At 71.8% G+C, this 3,793-nt stretch carries 3 protein-coding genes; 1 reads left to right on the top strand and 2 read right to left on the bottom strand.

Features of this window, described 5'->3' with window-relative positions; genetic code table 11:
• Positions 1-106: 106 nt before the first annotated feature.
• Positions 107-391, bottom strand: a complete 285-nt coding sequence (locus ACFWMR_RS42495) for an Lrp/AsnC family transcriptional regulator (protein ID WP_005154220.1) — start codon at positions 389-391, stop codon at positions 107-109.
• Between the two features lie 39 nt (positions 392-430).
• The gene (locus tag ACFWMR_RS42490) at positions 431-2,149 is read right to left on the bottom strand and encodes a DEDD exonuclease domain-containing protein (protein WP_378382486.1); all 1,719 of its coding nucleotides are present in this window, start codon (positions 2,147-2,149) and stop codon (positions 431-433) included.
• Positions 2,150-2,245: 96 nt separating this feature from the next.
• Here ACFWMR_RS42490 and ACFWMR_RS42485 point away from each other — a divergent pair, with 96 nt between their 5' ends.
• Positions 2,246-3,634 (top strand): NYN domain-containing protein, encoded by a 1,389-nt coding sequence (locus ACFWMR_RS42485; protein ID WP_378382485.1) that lies wholly within the window; start codon positions 2,246-2,248, stop codon positions 3,632-3,634.
• Positions 3,635-3,793: the final 159 nt, after the last annotated feature.

Raw genomic sequence — 3,793 nt, 5'->3', positions numbered from 1 at the left:
AGCGCAAGGAGATCACTTCCGGGCACTAGCTCGACAAGAAGTACATGAAGGCCCCCTTCCTTGCGCCTGGCGCAAGGAAGGGGGCCTTCATGTACTTGCGAGGGCTTTAGGCGCCTTCGACGCCGATGTCGAACGCGGACTCGCTGTCGGCCTTCGAGTAAGAGCGGAACGCGATGTGCGTGACCGTGCTCAGTACGCCGGGGACCTTGCCGATCTTCGCCGGGATCAGGTCCGCGAGGTCTTCATGGGCCGCGACGCGGACCGAGGCGATCAGGTCGACGTCGCCCGCGCAGGAGTAGACCTCGCGGACGCCCTCGATGTCCGCGATCGCCTGCGCAGCCTCGGGGATCGCATCGGCTTCGACCTGGATCAGCACGATCGCGGTGATCACTACAGCGCCTCCTACTTCAGTGAATCCGGTGCCGCGATCCTAGCCCGCCACCCTCTCCAGCGCCGTCGCGCTCGCCGCCAGGTCGAGCCACTCCTGCCAGCCGCCCGCGGCGGCGGGCTCCGCCCAAGGGTGCGTGGTGCGCACGAGCCGGACGCCCGGGCGGGTCAGCCAGCGCAGCAGGATGCGGACCTCCTCGGAGATCGCGCCGAAGAGCGGACCGGGGCCGGGGATCACCGTCTCCGCCGAGGCCACCAGCAGCTCGACCACCGGCATCGGCGGCACTCCGCGCCGCGCGACGCCCGCCGACGCGAGCCTGCCGTGCCGGATCACCGCCAGCTCCCAGCCGCCGTTGCCGTCCGGTCCGGCGGCGATCAGCTCCGGGATGCCCGCGAGCGCCGAGAGCCGGTGTGCCCGGCCGACCGCGCGGATCAGCCCGGCCAGCTGGTCGCGGTGCTGGGCGGCCTGTTCGTAGTGCTCCTCCGCCGAGAGCCGGGCCAGCTGATCGGCGGCGGCCCGCAGCGGCCGCCCGTCCGTCCCGGCGATGAGACCGGACACCGCCAGTACACCCGGCCGGTATGCCTCGACCGTCTGCTGCCCGGCGCACGGCGCTCCGCAGCGGCCGAGTTCGGCGAGGACGCAGGGTTTCCCGCTCGGCGAGGTGGCCGAGATGCGCTGGGTGCACGTCCGCAGCCCCGAGGCGCCGGCGAGGGTGTCCGCGGCCGACCGGGCGTCGGTCTGGCTGCGAAAGGGCCCCAGCATCCCGTCTCGCGGCATGCGGACCACCGACAGGCGCGGGAAGGCCTCCTCGGTCAGCGCGACCCACCAGGCGTGCCGTGGGTTCTTGGAACGGCGGTTGTACATGGGACGGTGGGCGGCGATCAGCCGCAGCTCCCGGACCGCGGCCTCCAGCGAGTGCGCGCATTCGACCGCGTCGACCCGTTCGGCCAGCGCGACCATCTCCCGGATCCGCCCGCGGCTCTCCGAGCCGGTGAAGTACTGCCGGACCCGGCGGCGCAGGTCGCCCGACGTCCCGACGTACAGGACTTCGTCGCTCGGGCCGCGGAACAGGTAGACGCCGGGCCGGGACGGCAGATGCTCGGCCAGCGAACGTTTGCGGCGCTGGGCCGGGGTGACCTCGGGCAGGTAGTCCAGGAGTTCTTCGAGGGTGTGGACGCCGAGGTTGCCCACGCGTTCGAGCAGCGCGTGCAGGACGTCGACGGTGGCCCGCGCGTCCGCGAGCGCGCGGTGGTTGGGCGTCGTGCGCGCGCCGAACAACGCGGCCAGCGCGGACAGGCGGTAACTGGGCGTCTCGTCGCGGGAGATGACCCGGCGGGCGAGCCGGACCGTGCAGACCACGGCCGTCTTGGGCCAGTGGTAGCCGTGGCCCTCGCAGGCCGCGCGCATGAAGCCGGTGTCGAAGGCGGCGTTGTGCGCCACGAGCACGGCGCCGGAGATGAACTCGAGGAACGACGGCAGCACGCGTTCGATGCGGGGAGCGTCGTAGACCATCGCGCCGGTGATCCCGGTGAGTTCGACGATCTGCGGCGGGATCGGCATCCCCGGGTTGACGAAGGTGGCGAACTCGCCGACGATCTCGCCGGCGCGGACCTTGACCGCGCCGATTTCGGTGATCCCGTCCGGACCGGGTTTCGTGCCGGTGGTCTCCAGGTCGAACACGACGAAAGTGATGTCCCGCAAAGGGGTTCCCAGCTCGTCGAAGGCGAGTTGCGCCGCGCCGGGCCGCCGTCCGGTGTCCATGATCGGGCACAGTAGGGGCAGGCACCGACAATCCCGGGATGTGCGCACGGCGTCCCATTGAGGGCGGCCCGAGCCCATGGGGCCTACGCTGGAGCGATGCAACCGCAGCCCGCAGTGCCCGAATCGCCCGAGGACGCCACCGGCGGCCCCTCGGGTGTCGTGGTGTCGGCGGGTGACGGGGAGACGACGGCAGAGGTGCCGGCCGAGGGCTGGACGGCCCTGCCGGAGCTGGTGCGGGAGCGGATCGCCGAGCTCGCGTCCGCCGCCGTCGGCAAGCTCCCGGTCGCCGACGTGCCGAGGCAGCTTCGCCCGGTCGCGAAATTCGCCCCGGCGAAACGCGCGAAACTCGGCGGGACGGCGTTGCTCGCCGCGTTGGGGGAGTCTTCGCAGTTCCGGGTCGCGGTCACCGAATGGCTTCGTGACCACCGCAAGGACGCTCTCGACCCGAACGCTCCCGACTCCGTCGCCGCGGCGGCCGCCGCCGTACTGCTGGGTGAGGCGGGCGCGGCGGGCCGGGTCCGGCTGGTGGCGAAGAACGCCGAGGAGACGGCGTTGCGCGCCGAACGCGACGCGGCGCTCGCCCGCAACCAGCGGCTCGAGTCCGAATTGGTCCAGGTGCGCGAGGAGTTGCGCGAGGCCAAGGAGATCGCCGGTGGTGCGCGGGGCGAACGCGACGCCGAAGTCGACAAATTGCTGAAGCGCCTGCGGGAGCAAGGTGTCCAGTTGCGACAGGCCAGGGACGCCGTCGCCGAGGCTCACGCTCAGCTGGAAAGCGGAGGGGCCGAGCGCGCCGAGGAGATCAAGGCGCTGAAGGCCCAATTGGACCGTGAGAAGCAGCGTGTCGCGACAGAGCGGGCGCGGGCGGAGAAAGCCGTCACGGACGCCGAGATCGCGCGTCAGTCGGCGCGTGAGGCCCGTCAGGCGGACGAGGTCCGGCTCGGACTGTTGCTGGACACGATCGAAGGCGCCGTCGGCGGGCTGCGCCGGGAACTTTCGGTGAGCGCGCGGGGCCAGCGTCCGGCGGACATGGTCCGCGGCGCGACGTCGGGGCTGGGCGCGGGCGGCAAGATCCAGGACGTCACCGCGCTCGACAGGCATCTCGCGCTGCCCAATGTGCACCTGATCGTCGACGGCTACAACGTCACGAAGACCGGGTATCCGGAGATGGCGCTTTCCGATCAGCGAGACCGGCTGATCCACCAGCTTTCCGCGCTCGCCGCGCGGACGTCGGCCGAGGTGACCGTGGTGTTCGACGGCGCCGGTGTCCTTTCCGTACCCGCGGCGGTGCCGCGCGGGGTGCGGGTGCTGTTCTCCGAACGCGGCGTGCTCGCGGACGACGTCATCCGGTCCCTGGTCGCGGCGGAGCCGCCCGGGCGGCCGATGGTGGTCGCGAGCACGGACCGGGCGGTGGCGGACTCGGTGCGGCGCAAGGGCGCGCATCCGGTGCCTTCCGCGGTGCTGGTGTCGAGGCTCAGCCGGGTCTGACGGGGCGGGGCGCTTTTACTGCGAACCTCGCCGGAATGCGTTGTGAAAGCCACTTTCGCAACACCGCCGTTCCGCTGGCACGCGCCTGGCCGCGGTTGCCGCCCGCCCTTGCTCGCTTGAAGTACATGATGGCCCCCTTCCTTGCGCTAGGCGCAAGGA

This window comes from Amycolatopsis thailandensis (assembly GCF_042723255.1).
GTDB classification, from domain to species: domain Bacteria; phylum Actinomycetota; class Actinomycetes; order Mycobacteriales; family Pseudonocardiaceae; genus Amycolatopsis; species Amycolatopsis thailandensis.
Note: the sequence above shows the minus strand (reverse complement) of the source record. Positions and strands in the feature narration are given on the sequence as shown.

What these genes read in the sequence shown, in the direction of transcription:
- ACFWMR_RS42490 (WP_378382486.1), bottom strand. Translation starts at nt 2,149, where the DNA reads ATGGACACCGGACGGCGGCCCGGCGCGGCGCAACTCGCCTTCGACGAG.
- ACFWMR_RS42485 (WP_378382485.1), top strand. Translation starts at nt 2,246, where the DNA reads ATGCAACCGCAGCCCGCAGTGCCCGAATCGCCCGAGGACGCCACCGGC.